Below are 19,558 nucleotides of genomic sequence, written 5' to 3' on the forward strand. Positions count from 1 at the left end.
CCTGAAACAAGGTCAGGATGACGGTTGCAGTGGTTCGGGCGTCGTGCCCCGCAGGATGAACGCGCAATTGGCGGCGGCGGGATCGTCGCTCTCGCCCAGCGCCGCGATGGTGGTCCAGCCCTCGGCGCGCAGCGCGGCCGCTGCCGCCGGATCGCTTCCCGCCGGCACGAACACGCGGCGGCTCGGCTCCTGTCCCAGCCCGGCGTCCACCAGCGGATCGATATAGAGCGAAAAGCCCATCGCCGGCTCCTCGCGGCCGTCGGCGTGGAGGATGGTGTAGCTGCCGCCGCGCCCGATCTCGCCCGAAAGGCCATCGGCGAACAGCGAAAAGCCGATCCAGCTCTGATATTCGAAGCCGTGCCGCTCGGTCGGGTCCAGCGTCAGCCCGACGCGGCCGGCGAAGGCGGCGGCGATCCGCTCCACCGCGTCCAGCCGCTCGGCCAGCGGCGCCACGCCGTCCAGCAGCCGCAGCCGCGCGACGGCGCGGTCGATGGGCCCGGCGGCGGCGACCAGCGGCAGATAATCCTGCCCGTCGAGCGCCGCGAGCGCGCCCACATCCTTCGCGTCCAGCCGCTCGCGCACCCGTTCCAGCCGGGCGGGGGTGAGCGGCATCGGCCCGGCGGCCAGGGTCTCGATCAGGTCGGGCAGGGTCAGATCCACGGTGATGCCGGTCACGCCCGCCGTTTCCAGCGCCTCGATCGCGACGCCCAGCACCTCGATCGCCGCCGTCACCGAATCGCTGCCGATCAGCTCGGCGCCGGTCTGGATCAGTTCCCGCTCGGGGCGGAGCTGGGTGGTCTTCAGCTTCAGGATCGGCCCGCCATAGGCCAGCCGCAGCGGCCGGGGCCGGTGGGCCATGCGCGTGGCGGCGATGCGGCCGGCCTGCGCGGTGATGTCGGGCCGCAGCGCCAGCGTCCGCTGCGATATGGGATCGACGACGCGCAGCAGATCCTGCGCGCGCGCCGATTTCAGCCGGCCGACCAGCTCGTCCTCGAACTCGGCCAGCGGCGGCGCCACGCGCTCATATCCGTTGCGCCCGATCGCCACGATCACCCGATGCAGCAACCGCGACGCCGCCTCCGCCTGCGGCGGCAGCCGATCGCGAAGCCCAACGGGCAAAAGGCCGGGTGTGTTGGTCATGCCCAATTCCCCCTCCCCCCTCGGGGGGAGGGATGGGGTGGGGGGGGCGACGGTGCGGCAAGCGCATCGGCGATGGCGGCCAGCACGCCGTCGATGTCCCCAAGGACTTCCGAATTGGTGAAGCGGATCACCCGATATCCCTGCCGTTCGATGAAGCTCGTTCGCGCGGCGTCATACTCGACTTGGCCGCCATGTGTATCCCCATCAATTTCGATAGCGAGATTTGCCGAAGGAGCGGCAAAGTCTGCGATGTAGCGGCCAATGATCGCCTGGCGGGTGAATTTTACGCCTTCGAAGCGCTTGCCCTTGAGAAGCAGCCACAATTTACGCTCGGCGGGGGTGGGGTTCGCCCGCATCTCGCGGGCACGCGCCTTCAGCGTTTCGTCCGTCCGCACGGTCCCCCCCACCCAAACCCTCCCCCCCGAGGGGGGAGGGCTTCTCTATCAAAACCGCAGCGATTTCACTGTCTTGACGCCGGGCAGGCGGCAGATGTCCCACATCACCGGCTCGCCGGCGGGCGTGTCGAGCGAGAGGAGCAGCACCGCCTCGCCGCCGGCCGAACGGCGGCCGAGGTGGAAGGTGCCGATGTTGACGCCCGCCTCGCCCAGCTTGGAACCCAGCCGGCCGATGAAGCCGGGGGCGTCCTCGTTCACGACATAGAGCATCGTGCCGGCGAGGTCGGCCTCCACCTTCACGCCGAAGATTTCGACCAGGCGCGGCTCGGAATTGGCGAACAGGGTGCCCGCCACCGATTTCTCGCCATTGGCGGTCGTCACCGAAACGCGGATCAGCGTGTGGTAATCGCCCTCGCGGTCGTGGCGCACCTCGCGCACGTCCAGCCCGCGCTCGCGCGCCAGGAAGGGGGCGTTCACCATGTTCACCGTGTCGGAATAGACACCCATCAGGCCCTTCAGCACGGCGCCGGTGATCGGCTTCTGATTCAGTTCGGCGGCAGCGCCCTCGACCTCGATGGCGACGGACTTGATCGCATCGCCCTCAAGCTGGCCGACCAGCGCGCCCAGCCGCTCGGCCAGCGCCATGTAGGGCTTCAGCTTCGGCGCTTCCTCGGCCGACAGGCTCGGCATGTTGAGCGCGTTGGTGACGCCGCCGGAGATCAGGAAATCGGCCATCTGCTCGGCCACCTGGATCGCCACGTTCACCTGCGCCTCGTTGGTCGAGGCGCCGAGGTGCGGGGTGGAGATGAAGCCCGGCGTGCCGAACAGCGGGCTTTCCTTGGCCGGTTCGGTCACGAACACGTCCAGTGCCGCGCCCGCGACATGGCCGCTGTCCAGCGCCGCCTTCAGCGCCTCCTCGTCCACCAGGCCGCCGCGCGCGCAGTTGATGATGCGCACGCCTTTCTTGGTCTTGGCGATATTCTCGGCCGAAAGGATGTTGCGGGTGCTGTCGGTGAGCGGCGTGTGGAGGGTGATGAAGTCCGCGCGGGAGAGAAGCTCGTCCAGCGTCACCTTCTCCACGCCCATGTCCACGGCGCGCTCGGGCGTGAGGAAGGGATCGTAGGCGACGACCTTCATCTTCAGGCCCAGCGCGCGGTCCGCGACGATCGATCCGATATTGCCGGCGCCGATCAGGCCGAGCGTCTTGCCCGTCACCTCGACGCCCATGAAGCGGTTCTTCTCCCACTTGCCGGCCTGTGTGGACCGATCGGCCTCCGGCAGATCGCGGGCGAGCGCGAACATCAGCGCGATGGCATGTTCGGCGGTGGTGATCGAGTTGCCGAACGGCGTGTTCATCACCACCACGCCCTTGGCGGAGGCGGCGGGAATATCGACATTGTCGACGCCGATGCCGGCGCGGCCGACCACCTTCAGGTTGGTGGCGGCTTCCAGCACCTCCTTCGTCACCTTGGTGGCGGAACGGATGGCCAGGCCGTCATACTCGCCGATGATGGCGATCAGCTCTTCCTTGGTCTTGCCGGTGATCTCGTCCACCTCGACCCCGCGATTGCGGAAGATCTGGGCGGCAAGCGGGTCCATCTTGTCGGAAATCAGAACCTTGGGCATGGTGAAAATCCTTGGATTTTCGTCATCCTGACGAAGGTCAGGATCTCGGTCGGCGGGGAATGCCCTCACGAGACCCCGGCTTTCGCCGGGATGACGTCTTGAATAAGGGAGGGGTCAGCCGCGCGCCTGCGACCAGGCCCAGTCGAGCCAGGGGCCGAGGGCCTCGATATCGGCGGTCTCGACGGTCGCGCCGCACCACACGCGCAGGCCTGGCGGGGCGTCGCGATAGCCGGCGATGTCGTAGGCCGCGTCCTCATTCTCGAGCAGCGAGGCGATCTTCTTGACGAGCGCCAGCTTGCCCTCGTCGTCCAGGCCCGTCACCGCATCGTCCGCGAACTTCAGGCAGACGGAGGTGTTGGAGCGCGAGGCCGCGTCCACGGCCAGATGGTCGATCCACGGCGTCTTTTGCACCCAGGCGTCGAGCGCCGCGGCATTGGCGTCGGCGCGCTTGATCAGCGCGGTCAGCCCGCCGATCGACTTCGCCCATTCCAGCGACCAGATATAATCCTCGACCGCGAGCATCGAGGGCGTGTTGATCGTCTCGCCCTTGAAGATGCCCTCGATCAGCTTGCCGCTTTTCGTCATGCGGAAGATCTTGGGCAGCGGCCAGGCCGGCGTGTAGCTTTCCAGCCGTTCCACGGCGCGGGGGCCGAGGATCAGGATGCCGTGCGCGCCTTCGCCGCCCAGCACCTTCTGCCAGGAGAAGGTGACGACATCCAGCTTGTCCCACGGCAGGTCCATGGCGAAGCAGGCGGAGGTGGCGTCCGCGATGGTCAGACCCTCGCGGTCGTCCCTGATCCAGTCGCCGTTCGGCACGCGCACGCCGGATGTGGTGCCGTTCCAGGTGAAGACGATATCGGTCGACTGGTCGAGCGCGTGGAGGTCCGGCAGCTCGCCATAGGGCGCCTTCACCACGTCCGCGTCGATCTTCAGCTGCTTGACGACATCGGTGACCCAGCCTTCGCCGAAGCTTTCCCAGGCGACCATCGTGGCCTTGCGCGCGCCCAGCAGCGACCAGAGCGCCATCTCGACGGCGCCGGTGTCCGATCCGGGAACGATGGCGATGCGGTGGGTGGCGGGAACGCCCAGTATCTCGCGCGTCAGCTCGATCGCGTGGACGAGGCGGCTCTTGCCCAGCTTGGAGCGGTGCGAGCGGCCCAGCGATCCGGTGGCGAGATGGTCGGCGGCCCAGCCCGGAGGCTTGGCGCAGGGACCGGACGAAAAATGGGGGCGCGCCGGCTTGGTGCCGGGGCGAGCAACGTCAGTCATGTAGTCTCTCCTCACAGAGAGCGCGCGCCGCGTTGGGACGGCGTGGCCCGCCGGCGCTTCTAGAGATTGGGCGAGGGGAGTCAATCGCCCTTCGTGTCGGAAAATTTTGCACGTGCGAAGGGCTCGCAACTGCATTCGTTACGAAATCATAACGATAAGGCTTTGGCCCGGGCCTTGCTTGGTGCTTCGTCAATCGTAGCATTGGGAGAGGTGAACATGCGGAAGCTTTGGGGTGTCGCCGCACTTTCGGCGGCGGTGATGGGGGCCGCTCTGGCTGCCGTTCCGGCCTCGGCCGCGATCGTGATCTACACCTCGCCGGGCGCCGTTTCGCCGTCGGACAACGTCCAGTTCAACGACGGCTATCCGAATCCCGCCAATCCGCTGCAGGCGGAAACCAATCACGGCACGCTGGTGACGTTCGAATCGAACGAGCTGCTCTATACGCCATCTAGCGGGCAGGCGCGCATCACCGGCACCGACAGCAACCTGACCACGCTCACCTTCTACCTCACCAATCCCGCGCTTGCGATGAGCGAGGTGGAATTCAGGCTTACGGACCCGAACGGCAACTATCACACCACGGCAACGATCGATTTCTACGATCAGTTCGGTGTTGCGACGACGCTCTCCGGTTTCACGCTGAGCAACGGCGCGGATTGGTTTTCCGCTCAGGGGACCGACGGCTCGTTGATCAGCAAGGTGGTGATCACGACGGCGGACAATATAAACGACGTTCGCCAGGTTCGCGTCACGCCGACGGCCTTGCCGCTGAACGAACCGTTGGTGCCGGAGCCTTCGACCTGGGCGATGCTGATCACGGGCTTCGGCTTGGTCGGCGCTGCGATGCGCCGCCGACGCGGGCAAGCCGCCTTCGCCTGAACGGGGATGGAGCGGGGATCGGTGGCGGGCGTGCCTCGGCTGCCCGCCACTCGCTTCGCGGATCAACCCCGCAGCCGGAAGGGCTGACGCAGCGCGACCTGCCCGTCAGCCTTCCTCCCCGCTGCGCGAGAATTTGCGGCGCACCCAGGCAAGGCCGCCGGCGATCGCGGCGATGAAGATGGCCAGGAATTTCTTGCCGAAAAGCAGGATGGCGCCCAGCAGCCCCACTTTCTTCGCGGCCGCGACGCCGGCGCCGGCCGCGACCAGCCCGGCGAGGCCGAACTCGGCGGTCTTGTCCTTGCTCGAATCATAATCGGCATAGCGCGATCCGACATCGAAGCTCGCCGCTTTCCCGAAGGCCGCCGCCGCCGTGCGCACCTCGGCAAGCTGCGGCATGCTCGCCACCATGTTGAGGCTCAGCACGCCATGGCGGCCGAGCAGCCGCACGTCATAGTTGAGCGCATCGACGTCGCTTCCCGAAAAGCGGATGTCGCGGGCCCAGATCAGCGAATGATCGGCCGGATCATAGGATGGCTGCTGCGCCCAGCCGACGAGGTGGCGCGCGGCATAGCCGGCCTTGGTCCGCTCCTCATTATCCGCTTTCTCGCTTTCCTGGATGTCGCGGAGGAGGGCGTCGTAATCCTCCGTCTTCGCGTCCCTGTCGCTCACATAGCCGGTGGCTTCGTAGGTGACGACCGCCCCCCAGCTATCGTCGAGGAAGGTCTTGCCCTTGGGAAAGACGAGGCCCAGCACCCCGCCCACCGCATCCGGCGGATTGCCCCAGCCTTCGACGAGCACCTTCTTCGCCTCCTCGGCCGGCAGGAAATAATAATCCTCGCCCAGGTGGAGCGTGGCGTTGGCGTTTCCGATCGGCACGTCCCCGGTCCTGGGATGCAGGCTGTCCAGCAATGCCTTCATTCGCGCGACATAGGCCTTCTGCTCGGCCGTAAGCTCCGCCGTGGCGGTGGTGTTCGCCGCGGGGCTGGCCAATATCTGCGCCGGAACGCCGGCCAGCAGGATGGCGGCCGCCAGCATCTTGATTCTCATCGTCAAATTCCCCCCGAATATTCCCCGAGGGGCTGGCTCGCACGACGCCCCGTTCTTGACCAGATGGAAAATGATCCGATGCCGGATGCTTAGACGGGCAGGGAGCGGATCAGAACGGAACCGTAATCGTCACCTTGGCGCGGTTGCTCGGAAATCCGCCGACGCCGACCTGTTCGGTATTCACCTTGCCGCGAACCTTGCCGAACAGGCCGAACTCCGCCTTCGGCATGCCTTCGGGCGGCGCTTCTTCCGCGGTGACGCGGCTATATTCCTGCTTGTTGCGGCTGGCGCAGACGATGATGTCGCGGCCCGATCCGGCGGCATCGGCCCGGCAATCGGTTTCCGGCGGCTTCATCTTGCCGAGATCGAAGTCTATCGGCGGGGCTATATTGGCGGCTTGCAGGGCGATCGCGATCGATAACATGCCGCCTCCCGATATTCGGCATGACGTTATTTGCGGTTCTGGGCGCAAATATGGCCGGATCCGCCAGGGCAAGCGGCGGCAGGCAAACGGCGCAACGCCGCTTTGCCTCGCTTCGACTCACGCGGGATTGACCGGACCGGCTTGAAAACGCACAGATTCCCATGATGCGTATTCGGGGGGCATGGCTGTTGGCGATGCTGGCGCTTGCCGCCTGCGTCGGCCCGTCGCGGGAAAAGCCCCGCCGTCCGCCCGCGCATCGCCCGCCGCCCGTGGCCAAGGCGGATGATCCGCGCGAGCTGAAGCAGTGCCTAGCCGATCTCGGCAAATATGGCGCCCAGTTCAACGTGCTGCCGGATCGCTGGTTCGGCAATGGCTGCTCGGCCACGGGCGCGGTGCAGCTCGTCGCCATCGGCATCCCCGTCACCAATCTCGGCGCGATGAAATGCCGCACGGCGGAACGGCTGTCCGCCTGGACGAACGAGGCGGTGCAGAATGCCGCCATGGCCTGGCTGGACAGCCGGGTGGTGAAGATCGAGAGTTTCGGCACCTATAATTGCCGCCCGCGCAACGGCGTGGCGGGCGCCAAGCTTTCGGAGCATGGCCGCGCCAACGCCGTCGATATCGCCGCCTTCCAGCTTGCCGATGGCCGGCGGATCACGGTGGAGAAGGGGTGGCGCGGGCCGGACGCCAACGTCCGCAACTTCCTGCGCGCGGTCCACAAGGCGGCCTGCCGGCGCTTCGCGATCGTCATCGGCCCGGACGGCGATGCCGCCCACTACAACCATTTCCACTTCGACATGGGCGCCGACGGGCCATATTGTAAGTGAGCCGAAAGGCCCCATTTCGATAAGGTGCCGGAACGCACCAAATCGATAACAGAACAAGGCTAATTTGCTTTCCATGAGTAACCGAGAGATTCCCAAGCGCGTCTTCCCGCCCGCGAAGGACGACGCCGCTTCCGCGCGGCATGTGACGCCGGCGCCCCAGACCACCGATCCCGCCTACCGGCTCGCCTTCCAGGACATGGATTTCCTGCTGCGGGACGATCTGCGCCCGGTGCGCTTCCAGCTCGAGCTGATGAAGCCGCAGCTTCTGCTGAACGAGGCGAATATCGGTTCCACCTTCGTGATGTATGGATCGGCCCGCATACCGGAGCCGGCCAAGGCCGACATGCTGGTCGATGCCGCCGTCACCGATACGCAGCGCCGCATCGCCGAACGGCTGAAGGCCAAGGCGCATTATTATGACGAGGCGCGCAAGCTCGCCGCGCTCGCCAGCCAGTCCCCGCTCGACGCGGAAGGGCGGCGGCAGTTCGTCGTCTGCTCGGGCGGCGGCCCCTCGATCATGGAAGCCGCCAATCGCGGCGCCGCCGATGTCGGCGCGGATTCGATCGGGCTCAACATCGTGCTGCCGCATGAGCAGGCGCCCAACGAATATGTCACGCCGTCATTGAGCTTCCAGTTCCACTATTTCGCGCTGCGCAAGATGCATTTCCTGCTCCATGCGCGCGCGGTGGCGGTGTTCCCCGGCGGCTTCGGCACCTTCGACGAGACGTTCGAGCTGCTCACCCTGATCCAGACCGGCAAGATGAAGCCACTGCCGATCCTGTTCTTCGGCCGCGAATTCTGGGATCGCGTGATCGATTTCGAGGCGCTGGTCGAGGAAGGCGTGGTTTCGCCCAACGATCTCAAGCTGTTCCGCTTCGTGGAAACGGCGGACGAAGCCTGGAATCATGTGAACGCCTATTGGGCGAAGCGCGAGCTGGAGCAGCGCGAGCAGCAGCAGGCGGCGGAATAGCCGCCGGCTCCACCGCCACCCCGGCGGGGTCCGGGGCGGCGTGGGCCGGCTCCTCCGGGCCCTCCGGCCCCATGCCTCAGGAGATATCGATCCTGAGCCGCGTCAGCCGCACGCTGGCGATCCGCCAGCCGTCCGCCTCGTGCCGGTAGGTCTCGTGATAATGGCCGTATCCGTGCAGGAAGGTGTAGGGCACGGTCGCGCCCGGCCCCACCCATAATTTGTCCTCCATCGCCCAGATACCGGTGGCCAGCTTCGGCGATGTGAAGGCGATTTCGGGCATGTGGCCGTGGTGCACGGTGGTGATGTTGGCCAGGATCGGCGCCAGCATCGCGATATAGGCGTCCGCGCCCGCGATCAGGGCCTGCGGGTTGGGCGGATCGGTGCCCTCGCGGAAATCCGCGTGCAGGTCGTCCGTGAACACGGCGCGCAGGCCGCTCCAGTCCTTCAGGTCCATGCAGCGGAAATATCGCGCCTTCAGCGTCTTTATCTCCTCGATGGCCAGCAGCCTCTCGATCGCGTCCATCCGTGCCTCTCCTTTGTCCGTGGCCAGATTGTCCGGTGGGCGGCTGATGGAAAAGCCCGCATCCGCCCCAAGAATCGCTTTATGGCGCCGGGGCGAAAGGCACGTCATTCAGGATGAAGTCGCCGGCCTTGCCGCCTTCCTGTCGCTCCACCTAGCTTGAACGGCAGGGATCGGTGGGCCGGCGCCCGCCGCTGAAGACAGAAAAAGAGCGAGAGAGAGTGAGCGATAATCCCAGCGCGCCCGCCGGCGTGAACCTGACGCATCTCCAGCGTCTCGAGGCGGAAAGCATCCATATCCTGCGCGAGGTGGTGTCCGAGGTCGAACGGCCGGTGATGCTCTATTCGGTCGGCAAGGATTCGGCGGTCATGCTGCATCTGGCGCGCAAGGCCTTCTATCCCTCGCCGCCGCCCTTTCCGCTGCTCCATGTCGATACGACGTGGAAGTTCAGGGCGATGTATGAGCTTCGCGACCGGATGGCGAAGGAAAGCGGCATGGAGCTGCTGGTCTATCACAACCCCGAAGCCATGGAACGCGGCATCAACCCGTTCGATCACGGATCGCTCCACACCGACATGTGGAAGACGGAAGGGCTGAAGCAGGCGCTCGACAAATACGGCTTCGACGCGGCCTTCGGCGGCGCGCGCCGCGACGAGGAGAAGAGCCGCGCCAAGGAACGCATCTTCTCCTTCCGCTCGGCCAATCACCGGTGGGACCCGAAGAACCAGCGGCCGGAGCTGTGGCGCCTCTACAATGCGCGCAAGGCGAAGGGGGAGAGCATCCGCGTCTTCCCCATCTCCAACTGGACCGAGCTGGATATCTGGCAATATATCCACCTGGAGAACATCCCGATCGTTCCCCTCTATTTCTCCGCCCCGCGCCCCACGGTGGTGCGCGACGGGCTGACCCTGATGGTGGACGACGATCGCTTCCCGCTGCGCCCCGGCGAGGTGCCGGAGATGAAGTCGATCCGCTTCCGCACGCTCGGCTGCTACCCGCTGACCGGCGCCGTGGAGAGCGAGGCGAAGACGCTGCCGGAGGTGATCCAGGAGATGCTCCTCACCACCACGTCCGAACGCCAGGGCCGCGCGATCGACCACGATCAGGCCGCCAGCATGGAGAAGAAGAAGCAGGAGGGATATTTCTGACGGACGGCGGCGGCCGTGCGTCATCCTGACGAAGGTCAGGATCTCCCTCCCCGAGAGCATGCTCTCAACCGCAAGAGATCCCAGCCCGCGCTGGGATGACGGGATTGAACCATGACGACCAATGAAAGCTCCTACAAGGCGCAGGACCTCATCGCCGAGGATATCGACGCCTATCTGAAGCAGCACCAGCACAAGTCGCTGCTGCGCTTCATCACCTGCGGTTCGGTGGATGACGGCAAGTCCACGCTGATCGGCCGGCTGCTCTATGATTCCAAGATGATCTTCGAGGATCAGCTCGCCGCGCTGGAGGCGGATTCCAAGCGCGTCGGCACGCAGGGGCAGAATATCGATTTCGCCCTGCTGGTCGACGGCCTCGCCGCCGAGCGCGAGCAGGGCATCACCATCGACGTCGCCTACCGCTTCTTCTCGACGGAAAAGCGCAAGTTCATCGTCGCCGACACGCCGGGGCATGAACAATATACCCGCAACATGGTGACGGGCGCGTCCACCGCCGATCTCGCCGTGATCCTGATCGACGCGCGCAAGGGCGTGCTCACCCAGACGCGGCGGCACAGCTACCTCGCCCACCTGATCGGCATCAAGAATATCGTGCTGGCGGTGAACAAGATGGACCTGATCGATTACGATCAGGAACAATATGAGGCGATCGTCGAGGATTATCGCGTTTTCGCCACCTCGATCGGGATCGGCGATTTCGTGGCGATGCCGATTTCCGGCTTCAAGGGCGACAACATCACCGGCCCGTCGCCCAACACGCCCTGGTATCAAGGCCCCGCGCTGATCGAGCATCTCGAGACGGTGGAGCTGGACGTCACCACCGATCAGGCCAAGCCGTTCCGCATGCCGGTGCAGTGGGTGAACCGCCCGAACCTGGATTTCCGCGGATTCTCGGGGCTTGTCGCCACCGGCACGGTGCGGCCGGGCGATGCGGTGCGCGTCCTGCCTTCGGGCAAGACCTCCACCGTCGCCCGCATCGTCACCATGGACGGCGATCTCGACGAGGCGGTGGCCGGCCAGTCCGTCACCATCACGCTGGCCGACGAGGTGGATTGCTCGCGCGGGGACGTGCTGTCCGTCGCCGATACGCCGCCCCAGGCGGCCGACCAGTTCGAGGCGACGATCGTCTGGATGGCGGATGAGGAGATGCTCCCCGGCCGTCCCTATTGGCTGAAGCTCGGCACCCAGACGGTGACGGCCAGCATCCAGGCGCCCAAATATCAGGTCAACGTCAACACGATGGAGCATCTGGCGGCCAAGACGCTGGATCTGAACGCCATCGGCGTCGCCAACCTGTCGACCGATCGGCCGCTGGTGTTCGAACCCTATGAGGCGAACCGCGATCTGGGCGGCTTCATCCTGATCGACAAGCTCACCAACGCCACCGTGGCGGCCGGCATGCTGCACTTCTCGCTCCGGCGCGCGCAGAATGTCCACTGGCAGGCGCTGGACATCAGCCGCGAGGCGCATGCCAACCTCAAGAACCAGAAGCCGGCGGTGCTGTGGTTCACGGGGCTTTCGGGCGCGGGCAAGTCCACCATCGCCAACCTGGTGGAAAAGAAGCTGCACCGGATGAACCGGCACACCTTCCTGCTCGACGGCGACAATGTCCGCCACGGCCTGAACAAGGATCTCGGCTTCACCGATGCCGATCGCGTGGAGAATATCCGCCGTGTCGGCGAGGTGGCGAAGCTGATGACCGATGCGGGCCTGATCGTCATCACCGCCTTCATCTCGCCTTTCCGCCAGGAACGGCAGATGGTGCGCGACATGATGGCGCCGGGCGAATTCTTCGAGGTGCATATCGATACGCCGCTGGCCGATGCCGAGGCGCGCGACGTGAAGGGCCTCTACAAGAAGGCGCGCTCCGGCCAGCTCGCCAACTTCACCGGCATCGACAGCCCCTATGAGGCACCGGCCAATCCCGAGGTCCGCATCGACACGACGAAGATGACGCCCGAGGAAGCCGCCGACCTGATCGTCGAGGAGCTGCTGAAATGAGCACGCTGTTCGAAGGCATCATCGGATCGGACGTCGATCTCGCTCGCCGCATCGCGGAAACCGCCGGCCACATCCTCGTCACCCTCCAGAAATCGGGGCTGTTCGAAGGCAAGGCGCTGGGCAAGGCGGGCGATCGCGTCGCCAACGCCTTCATCATGGAGGCGCTGAAGCAGCAGCGCCCCGACGACGCCGTGCTGTCGGAGGAGGAGAAGGACAACCCCGAGCGCCTGAAGCGCGAGCGTGTGTGGATCGTCGATCCCCTCGACGGCACCCGCGAATATGGCGAGGAACGCACCGACTGGGCGGTCCATGTCGCGCTCGCGGTCAACGGCCGGGCCACGGTCGGCGCGGTGGCGCTGCCCGGCATCCCGCTCACGCTCTGCACCGAACGCAGCTTCGGCGCGCTCGTCGGTAGGGGCAAGCCGCGCATGCTCGTCAGCCGCACCCGCCCCGCGCGGGAAGCGGTGGCGGTCGCCGAGAAGCTGGGCGCGGAGCTGGTGCCGATGGGTTCGGCCGGCGCCAAGGCGATGGCGGTGGTGCGCGGCGAGGCGGAGATCTACCTCCACTCCGGCGGCCAATATGAATGGGACAGCTGCGCCCCCGTCGCGGTGGCGCAGGCGGCGGGCCTCCACGTCAGCCGCATCGACGGCAGCCCGCTCGTCTACAACCAGGCGGATGTCTACCTCCCCGATCTCCTGATCTGCCCGCCCAGCTATGCCGATCAGGTGCTGGCGCTGATCCGGGAACTGGAAGCGGCCTGACGATCGCCCGGGGTAGCCCTTTTCCAGGGCTACCCCGGTTTCGGACTACTGCTCCTTCAGGATAGCGAGCAAGGCACGCGCCGCCGCATCGTCTCCGCTATTGAGCGCGGCTTCCAGTTGTTCCCGCGCAAGCTGCGATTGGAGCTGCGCTATATGCGCCTCATTTTCCGCGGCGGCTTCGCGCAGTGGCTTCAAAGGATCGCTTGAGGGCGGCTGCTGGAGTTTCCGCAGCTTTTCGGCATTTTCCAGCTCCGCGATCTGCGCGGTCAGCGCCTTGCTCTTTTCGCTCTGCGCATATTCCAGGTCGGATCGGCGTTCCGTTTCACGTTTTTCCATGGCATCGGCCATGGTCGTCGCCGCGTTGGCGGCCGAGGCTGTTGCGGTCTCAAGTGCGGCCTTGGTCGATTTCAGATAATAACGTTCGAGCCGTCCGTCCGCGCTCAGGAACACGCCCAGATCCTTGGCCTGGAACATGGGGACCTTGAACTTCAGGAAGCGCAACTGGCCGAGCTGCGGGAAATTGGCTGCCTCCACTTCGGCCAGATCATCTTCGAGGGCGCAGCCGACGTCCGTGGCGAGTGCCTTGCGGCAGACGAGCAGCTTCCCCTGCGCGGGCTCGCGAATGAAGACGCCTTCGTCATATGCCGTGTCGCGGGCGTGCCGGATGCGATAGGCCTTATCAAGATCGTCGACCGCTTCGTCGGTCAGGCGTTTGTGCAGGCACTCCGCATCGTTGGGGGCTCCTGCCGCGCAGTCCTTGGCAAGGGGCCATTCGGTGCGGACGGCCAGGTGCAGCTCGAGGTGATGTTCCAGGCAGGCTTTCAGCGTGCTGCTGCCGAGGCATTCGGCCGGGACCGTGGGCGTGGATTGCCTGGCGGCGCTCGCCAACTCAGCGGCGAGATCCGTGGATTGTGCCTTGGTGGTGCTGTTTCCGAATGGCGATACGGCTTTCATGCCGGCAAGCGCCCGTATCTCGCTGGATAGCGCGGACATGTCCACCCCGCCCACCGGGACGACACGCTGGGCGGTGCCCATGGTCACCAGCTTTTCCAGTTTCTCGCGCGCGCTATTCCCCAGCGGCAAATCCTGTTGGCGGCCGGCCTCGCCATAATGCTCCGGCCAGCGTGCGATTTCTTTCACGCTCAGCGCTTCCAAGGCCTTGGCCTTGCTGTCCTTGGCGCCTTCGATGGCGGCATTCGCCCGGCGCTGTTCCAGCAATATCGCCTGCCACCGCCCCTTTGCTTGCCGGGGCGTCTTCAGCTTGAGCCTGAGTTCCTCGGTCAGCTCTTCCATGGCCTTGTTGGCGCCGATCAGCGCCTTCGTCTCTTCCTTGATCGCCTTGTCGGCATCGGTGAGCGTTTTCAGGTTCTGCTTCGCCTCATCGGTGCAGATTACCTGCGTTGGCCCAATCGGCTGCAATTTGAAATTGCTGGATTTGTTGGACAGCACGTTCGCGTCGCCGGAAGTCGGCGGTATGGCGGCGGCACCTGCGCCCGCTACCACCGCAACTGGCGGCACTCCCGCCGCCAGCATGACGCCGGCGGCGGCGATCTTGGCGGCGTTCTCGACGACCTGACCGGTGCGATCTTCCGCCGCCACGCCGATCGATTTCAGTGTGCCGTTGGGATAATAGTTCATTTCCAGGCTGGAGGTCTTGAGGAAGCCGGTTAGCCGCGGGTCCAGCATATAGGCCTCGCCGGGGACATAGCTTTTCTCGGCCGCGACATCGGTGGAGAATTTGAGGCTCGTCGGTTTGCCTTCGATCATGCCACCTGGGCATTCGGCAAGAGTTCGCACGATCGTCAGTTCGTATTGCGCCATCGGCAGCCTGTAGGTCAAACCCGGCAGGGCATCTCCCGCCTCCACGGTCTGTTCCCGATATGGCGTGGTGCGGATCGTTGCGCAGCCGGCCAGCAGCGATGACGCGATCAATAAAGATGCTGAAAAGCGTGTCATGGAATGCCTCCCCCCAAAGGCTGCCACGATGATATTATGATTTTCGATGGATCATCAATTCGAAAATAGAATTGATTAGATTTTCTGAAGGGGAAATTTATCTGCGATGGTCGAGGTGATCTGCTTGCGGATAGGTCGAGACCTGCATCTGTTTGGATTGTTTTTCCGGGATTTCCCAGCCGGCCGCTCTAACCCGCATCGAAGCAAAATCCGGAACGCTCCGCCCGAAACCATAAGCGAAGCCGGCAGCCTTCCTTCCCGATTTGCGCCATTATCGTCCGCAGGGAAGGGAGCCTTGAGAGCATGAAATTCTGGCAGAATCTGAGCTGGATCGAAACCGATCAGCAGATCGAATGCGCCCGCTTCGCCGAGGAGGTCGGCTTTGACGGCGTCATGCACGGCGATCATTTCTGTTTTCCCGATGTCATCCGCAGCCGCTATCCCATGTCGCCCGACGGCGCGGCGCCGATGCCCACCGACTGGGCCTATCCCGATCTCTGGGTGACGATGGCGGCGCAGGCGGCGGTGACGAGCCGGCTGCGCTTCGCCGCCGCCATCTACACCATGGCGACCCGGCACCCGATCGTCACCGCCAAGGCCACCGGCACGCTGGCGCTGCTTTCCGGCAACCGCGCGATCGTCGGCGTGGCGCCGGGCTGGATGAAGGAGGAGTTCGACGCCGCCGGCATCCCCTTCGAACGGCGCGGCGCGCGGCTGGACGAGGCGATCCGCGCCACCCGCAAGCTCTGGGGCGGCGGCGCGATCGAGCATCATGGCGAATTCTACGATTTCGGGCCGGTCCGGCTGGAGCCGATGCCCGGCTATGCGCTGCCCATCTATATCGGCGGATCGGGCGAGGTCGCGTGGAAGCGCGCGGCGCGGCTGGGCGATGGCTGGATCGGCGGCGGCGATGCGCCGGAGGACGTGCCCGAACTGCTCGCCACCCTGAAGCGCCTGCGCGCGGAGGCCGGCCGGGCGGACCAGCCGTTCGAAACCATCCTGCCGCTCACCCGGCCGGCCAGCGTCGATGAGCTGAAGCGCCTGCACGCGGCCGGCATGGATGCCACCGTCGCCTATCCCTTCATGCTCACCATCGGCCCGCGATCGACGATCGACGAGAAGAAGCGCGCGATGGACGCCTTCGCCCGCGATTATATCCGCGCTTTCGCCTGAGCTTTCGGCCGATCGGCGGGAATCCGCCGCGCTCCCGGCACGGGCGGGCGCGGGCGCGATTCCCCATGGGCGCCGATTGCGGCAGATTCCCAAGCATATCAGCGGGGAGGGGGGCGATGCAGGCGCGATCTGATGGAAAGGCCTTTGCCGGGGCGGCGCTGGTGGCGGGGATCGCGCTTCTGGCCGGTTGCGCCTCGAAACGGCAGGCCCGGCCCGAACAGCCGTCCGCCGCCCGGCCCGTGCCCCCGGCCGGTGCCGCGACCAATCTGGTCGTCCCGCCGGCGGACGGGCAGGGCGGCTATCGCACCATCAATGACGGGCTCGGGCAGGACGAGGCCGTCTGGCACCTCCGCTCCGCGCTCAACGTCGCCGCGCTGAGCTGTTCGGGCACCAATATCCCCGCCGATTACAATGCGTTGCTCACGCAGCGGAAAAGCCTGTTCGCGAAAGCCTATGCGGCGGAGGTGGCGGGGCACAGGTCCGGCGGCAATGTCGCCCTCGATCGCCACATGACGCAGCTCTACAATTTCTACGCGCAGCCGCCTGCCCAGGCCGGCTTCTGCGCCGTCGCCCGCGATGTCGCGACCGAGGCGCGCGGCGTGGGAACGGGGGCCTTCCCCGCCTTCGCCATGTCCGCGCTGGCCAGGCTGGAGCGGCCGTTCGACGATTTCTACCGCGCCTATGACGATTATCGCGTCCAGCTCGCGGCGTGGGAGCGCGGCGATCGCGTCAGGACGGCCGCCGCTCCGGCCGCGCGCGCCGCGCCGACGGCGCTGGCGGCGGCATCGCCGGCCGCAAAGCAGGCGGCCGCGGTCGCTTCCCGCGCTGCCGCCATGGACGCGTCGTCGGCCTCGTGGCGCATCCAGCTCGGCGCCTTTTCGGGCGAGGATGCGGCGCAGGGCGCCTGGCGGAAGATCAGCGCGCGGATGGCCGATGTCGCCGGCTTCAAGCCGCGCTACGAAGCCGTGCCGGGGAAGAAGCTGGTGCGCGTGGAGGTCGGCCCGCTCGGCAGCCGGGCGGATTCGATCCGGCTATGCGCCGCCGCCGCCGCCGCCGGCTTCGATTGCTTCCCCGTCGTCGCTTCCTGATCCGGCGGCGCAGGCCGTGGCGCTCGTAAAGGCAATGCGCACGGCCTCGTCCAGCGGCAGGGCGCGATGGGCGTCCGCGATGATCTCCACGCCGATCGGCCCGGCATAGCCGATCTCCCGCATCGTGCGGACGAAGCCCGCCGTGTCCAGCGCGCCGTGCCCCGGTGGCAGCCTGTCCCCGATGGTGGCGTCCATCATGTCGCGCGCCGGGTTCGGGATCGCATCGTTGATCTCGATCCCCACGATCCGATCGATCGGGATGGCGCGGATCTGGTCGTCATCGATGCCGCCGTGGCGGACGTGCCAGATGTCCAGATAGAGGCCGCCATCCGCGCCGCCCACCACCTTCAGCCCCGTGGCGGGATCGGCGATGCCGGAAAAGGGCAGCAACTCGATCGCGGGCCTCACGCCCGATCCCCGGGCGTCGCCCGCCACCCCCGCATAACATTCGGCCAGATGCTCCAGCGGCCATTCCTCGCCGATCGGCCCCATCAGCTTCAGGTGGCGCGCGCCCACCGCCGCGCCGAATTCGATCAGCATGTGCCGCATGGCATCGGATTGCCGGCGCCGCTCTCCTACGGCGAACCAGTCGCCCAGGCATTCCACCTCGATGTCGGTCAGCCCATGGTCGCCCAGCATCCGCGCGATCTCGGCCGGGCGGTATCGTTCCAGCAGGCGGGCGAGGTCGCTGTGGAGGAAGCCGATGCCGCTGAACCCGGCGCCTGCGGCCGCCCTGATCCTGTCCGGCAGCGAATGCGGGCTGGTGCCGTCCGATCGCAGCGGATGCTGGTTGCCGGCGATCGTCCAGTGGCAGGCGATCAGCCTGTTCTCGCGCCTCTCCATGCTCCTATCAGACGACGGCGCTGCGGTGCCCGCAAGGATCGAGGCTTCTCGATTCAGGCAATCGGCGGTGGCTGCGCGTCGTCGGTCGGCAGATCGGGATCGATATGCGCCCAGCGCGGCGCGGCCGATGTCCAGATCGTCATCTGCGGCCCGATCAGCCCGGGATCGTCCAGCGCGCCGGCCCGGATGATGGTGAGGTGCGGCCGCTCGTCCGCCTTGCTGAACAATTGCGTGCCGCATTGCGGGCAGAAGCCGCGCCGCATGTGGTTGCCGGAATCGGCCAGCGTCTCATGCCAGCGCACCTCGCCCTCCACGTGCAGGGCATCGGCCGGGAAGGTCACGTTCACGGTGGCGCTGCCGGCCCCCAGATACTGGCAGAGGCGGCACCAGCAGGCCCTGGCGCCGAGCGGCGCGGCATCGGCCGTGAAGCGCACCGCGCCGCACAGGCAGCCGCCGGAAACGCTCACCGCCGGCCCCGCATCGGGCAAACCCGCATCAGGCGATGGCCGCGACCAGGCCTTCGAACAGGCGGCGGCCGTCGGTGCGGCCGTGCGCCGGCTCCATCATCCGTTCGGGGTGCGGCATCATGCCCAGCACGTTGCCCGCATCGTTGAGGATACCGGCGATGTCGCGCGCGGAGCCGTTCACCTGCTCGCCATAGCGGAAGGCGACGCGGCCTTCGCCCTCGAGCCGGTCCAGCGTTTCCGCGTCGGCGGTGTAATTGCCGTCATGATGGGCGACGGGGATGCGGATCTCCTCGCCTACCTCGTAGCGCGAGGTGAAGGCCGACTGGCTGGTGCCGACGGTCAGCGTCACGTCGCGGCAGACGAAGTTGAGGCCGGCGTTGCGCATCAGCGCGCCGGGCAGCAGCCCCGCCTCGGTCAGCACCTGGAAGCCGTTGCACACGCCGAGCACAGCCACGCCGCGGGCGGCGGCATCGGCCACGGCGCGCATCACCGGGCTGCGCGCGGCCATCGCGCCGGCGCGGAGGTAATCGCCGTAGGAGAAGCCGCCCGGAACGCCGATCAGGCCCACGCCCTCGGGCAGCTCCGTCTCGCGGTGCCACACCATTGCCGGCGCCTCGCCGGTGACGTCCCGGATGGCGACGGCGAGATCGCGATCGCAGTTCGATCCGGGGAAGACGATGACGGCGCTCTTCATGCCGCGATCCGCTCGATCCGGAAATTCTCGATGACCGTGTTGGCGAGCAGCTTGCGGCACATCGCCTCGATGTCCGCGTCGCTGGTGCCGTCGGCCAGCGAAAGTTCGATCAGCTTGCCGGCGCGGACATCCTCCACGCCGGAAAAGCCGAGGCCCTCCAGCGCATGGTGGATGGCGCGGCCCTGCGGATCCAGAACGCCGTTCTTGAGGGTGACGTAGACGCGCGCCTTCATGCGATTCAGCCCGATGATGATTTGGATTGGCGGGCTTATGCGCCCGGGGGGCCTGGCTTTCAACCTTCCGTTGGCGCGG

Annotated in this window: 20 protein-coding genes; 8 read left to right on the top strand and 12 right to left on the bottom strand. The window is 66.4% G+C overall.

The annotated features are described in order from the left end of the window. Positions 1–12: 12 nt before the first annotated feature. The 4 genes from CV103_RS18765 to CV103_RS18780 form a co-directional block, all read right to left on the bottom strand. Positions 13–1,140: an ATP phosphoribosyltransferase regulatory subunit gene (locus CV103_RS18765; RefSeq protein ID WP_107395792.1), complete on the bottom strand. Its 1,128-nt coding sequence runs from the start codon at positions 1,138–1,140 to the stop codon at positions 13–15. Further along, entirely contained in the window at positions 1,137–1,535 is a 399-nt protein-coding gene (locus CV103_RS18770) for an endonuclease domain-containing protein (protein WP_084653475.1), read from the bottom strand. Before CV103_RS18770 ends, CV103_RS18765 begins: the two co-directional genes overlap by 4 nt. Before the next feature lie 48 nt (positions 1,536–1,583). Further along, the gene (serA, locus tag CV103_RS18775) at positions 1,584–3,161 is read right to left on the bottom strand and encodes a phosphoglycerate dehydrogenase (protein ID WP_015460220.1); all 1,578 of its coding nucleotides are present in this window, start codon (positions 3,159–3,161) and stop codon (positions 1,584–1,586) included. 114 nt (positions 3,162–3,275) lie between these two features. Continuing rightward, positions 3,276–4,430 (bottom strand): phosphoserine transaminase, encoded by a 1,155-nt coding sequence (locus CV103_RS18780; protein ID WP_107395793.1) that lies wholly within the window; start codon positions 4,428–4,430, stop codon positions 3,276–3,278. Between the two features lie 216 nt (positions 4,431–4,646). Between CV103_RS18780 and CV103_RS22965 the strand changes: the two genes are divergently transcribed. After that, positions 4,647–5,309 (top strand): PEPxxWA-CTERM sorting domain-containing protein, encoded by a 663-nt coding sequence (locus tag CV103_RS22965; RefSeq protein WP_070933633.1) that lies wholly within the window; start codon positions 4,647–4,649, stop codon positions 5,307–5,309. Between the two features lie 105 nt (positions 5,310–5,414). On the opposite strand, the gene CV103_RS18790 is transcribed toward CV103_RS22965, so the two are convergent. Both CV103_RS18790 and CV103_RS18795 read right to left on the bottom strand, forming a co-directional pair. Continuing rightward, positions 5,415–6,356: a DUF2167 domain-containing protein gene (locus tag CV103_RS18790; RefSeq protein ID WP_245896945.1), complete on the bottom strand. Its 942-nt coding sequence runs from the start codon at positions 6,354–6,356 to the stop codon at positions 5,415–5,417. 109 nt (positions 6,357–6,465) lie between these two features. Next, positions 6,466–6,780, bottom strand: coding sequence for a hypothetical protein (locus CV103_RS18795; RefSeq protein WP_107395794.1), 315 nt, complete (start codon positions 6,778–6,780; stop codon positions 6,466–6,468). Between the two features lie 164 nt (positions 6,781–6,944). On the opposite strand from CV103_RS18795, the gene CV103_RS18800 reads away from it, so the two are divergent. Together CV103_RS18800 and CV103_RS18805 are read left to right on the top strand one after the other, a co-directional pair. Beyond that, positions 6,945–7,607 (top strand): extensin family protein, encoded by a 663-nt coding sequence (locus tag CV103_RS18800; protein ID WP_070935669.1) that lies wholly within the window; start codon positions 6,945–6,947, stop codon positions 7,605–7,607. Between the two features lie 73 nt (positions 7,608–7,680). Continuing rightward, a complete protein-coding gene (locus tag CV103_RS18805; protein WP_015460226.1) occupies positions 7,681–8,577 on the top strand; it encodes an LOG family protein in 897 nt (298 codons plus the stop codon). A gap of 76 nt (positions 8,578–8,653) precedes the next feature. On the opposite strand, the gene CV103_RS18810 is transcribed toward CV103_RS18805, so the two are convergent. Then, entirely contained in the window at positions 8,654–9,100 is a 447-nt protein-coding gene (locus CV103_RS18810; RefSeq protein WP_015460227.1) for a nuclear transport factor 2 family protein, read from the bottom strand. A gap of 218 nt (positions 9,101–9,318) precedes the next feature. Here CV103_RS18810 and cysD point away from each other — a divergent pair, with 218 nt between their 5' ends. The 3 genes from cysD (at position 9,319) to CV103_RS18825 (ending at position 13,025) form a co-directional block, all read left to right on the top strand. Continuing rightward, positions 9,319–10,245, top strand: a complete 927-nt coding sequence (cysD, locus tag CV103_RS18815) for a sulfate adenylyltransferase subunit CysD (RefSeq protein ID WP_015460228.1) — start codon at positions 9,319–9,321, stop codon at positions 10,243–10,245. Positions 10,246–10,356: 111 nt separating this feature from the next. Then, complete coding sequence (gene cysN, locus CV103_RS18820; protein ID WP_070933636.1) at positions 10,357–12,264, top strand: sulfate adenylyltransferase subunit CysN; 1,908 nt, start codon at positions 10,357–10,359, stop codon at positions 12,262–12,264. Next, complete coding sequence (locus tag CV103_RS18825) at positions 12,261–13,025, top strand: 3'(2'),5'-bisphosphate nucleotidase CysQ (RefSeq protein WP_015460230.1); 765 nt, start codon at positions 12,261–12,263, stop codon at positions 13,023–13,025. Before cysN ends, CV103_RS18825 begins: the two co-directional genes overlap by 4 nt. A 45-nt stretch (positions 13,026–13,070) precedes the next feature. Here the strand turns inward: CV103_RS18825 and CV103_RS18830 are convergent, their stop codons facing one another. Beyond that, the gene (locus CV103_RS18830) at positions 13,071–14,981 is read right to left on the bottom strand and encodes a hypothetical protein (RefSeq protein ID WP_146163453.1); all 1,911 of its coding nucleotides are present in this window, start codon (positions 14,979–14,981) and stop codon (positions 13,071–13,073) included. A gap of 303 nt (positions 14,982–15,284) precedes the next feature. Between CV103_RS18830 and CV103_RS18835 the strand changes: the two genes are divergently transcribed. Together CV103_RS18835 and CV103_RS18840 are read left to right on the top strand one after the other, a co-directional pair. Continuing rightward, a complete protein-coding gene (locus CV103_RS18835; protein WP_107395796.1) occupies positions 15,285–16,154 on the top strand; it encodes a TIGR03619 family F420-dependent LLM class oxidoreductase in 870 nt (289 codons plus the stop codon). Positions 16,155–16,270: 116 nt separating this feature from the next. Continuing rightward, a complete protein-coding gene (locus tag CV103_RS18840) occupies positions 16,271–17,242 on the top strand; it encodes an SPOR domain-containing protein (RefSeq protein ID WP_107395797.1) in 972 nt (323 codons plus the stop codon). Here the strand turns inward: CV103_RS18840 and CV103_RS18845 are convergent. From CV103_RS18845 to purS, 4 genes are read right to left on the bottom strand one after another with little or no spacing between them, the layout of a single operon-like run. Further along, the gene (locus tag CV103_RS18845; RefSeq protein WP_107395798.1) at positions 17,186–18,085 is read right to left on the bottom strand and encodes a sugar phosphate isomerase/epimerase family protein; all 900 of its coding nucleotides are present in this window, start codon (positions 18,083–18,085) and stop codon (positions 17,186–17,188) included. The two genes, CV103_RS18840 and CV103_RS18845, sit on opposite strands and share 57 nt — an antisense overlap. Before the next feature lie 53 nt (positions 18,086–18,138). After that, on the bottom strand, positions 18,139–18,552 hold the full coding sequence (locus tag CV103_RS18850; protein ID WP_041865551.1) for a GFA family protein: 414 nt from the start codon (positions 18,550–18,552) through the stop codon (positions 18,139–18,141). A 28-nt stretch (positions 18,553–18,580) separates the two neighbouring features. Beyond that, positions 18,581–19,246 carry a phosphoribosylformylglycinamidine synthase subunit PurQ gene (gene purQ / locus CV103_RS18855; protein WP_015460236.1) on the bottom strand — a complete coding sequence of 222 codons (666 nt, stop codon included), beginning with the start codon at positions 19,244–19,246 and terminating at the stop codon, positions 18,581–18,583. Beyond that, complete coding sequence (gene purS / locus CV103_RS18860; RefSeq protein WP_015460237.1) at positions 19,243–19,479, bottom strand: phosphoribosylformylglycinamidine synthase subunit PurS; 237 nt, start codon at positions 19,477–19,479, stop codon at positions 19,243–19,245. The genes purQ and purS overlap by 4 nt, the downstream gene beginning before the upstream one ends. Positions 19,480–19,558 lie beyond the last annotated feature (79 nt).

This window comes from Edaphosphingomonas fennica, from assembly GCF_003034225.1.
Classification (GTDB): Bacteria; Pseudomonadota; Alphaproteobacteria; order Sphingomonadales; family Sphingomonadaceae; genus Sphingomonas_E; species Sphingomonas_E fennica.